This is a genomic window from Shewanella sp. T24-MNA-CIBAN-0130 (genome assembly GCF_040310185.1).
Taxonomy (GTDB): domain Bacteria; phylum Pseudomonadota; class Gammaproteobacteria; order Enterobacterales; family Shewanellaceae; genus Shewanella; species Shewanella psychromarinicola.
Window position 1 is genome coordinate 1 of the sequence record NZ_JBEOPP010000391.1, and the last position, 260, is coordinate 260.

Consider the following 260-nt stretch of genomic DNA (forward strand, 5'->3'; position numbering starts at 1 on the left):
GCCTATTATCAGCCAACCAAGAACGTGCAAGGCGCTTGGAATGAGCACGAGCAACATATGGCACCAGCGACAGGGCTGTTGACCTATGAGCTCAGTCATTTTAAACCACAAAATAATATGCGTGTGGCTCGTATCAGTCTCGATATTTTGGGACTCATTCCGCTCAGCGATTTTACGATTACGACTCGTTGTATTCGCCCCGGCAAAACGATCGAGCTGATAGAAGCGGTTATGAGTAGTCGGGGTCGAGACTGTATTAT

The 260-nt window shown here is 47.7% G+C and carries 1 protein-coding gene; it reads left to right on the top strand.

The window, feature by feature from the left end; translation table 11 throughout:
• The coding region (locus tag AAEZ02_RS22840) for an acyl-CoA thioesterase domain-containing protein (RefSeq protein ID WP_351125390.1) at positions 1-260 on the top strand (260 nt) is incomplete at both ends.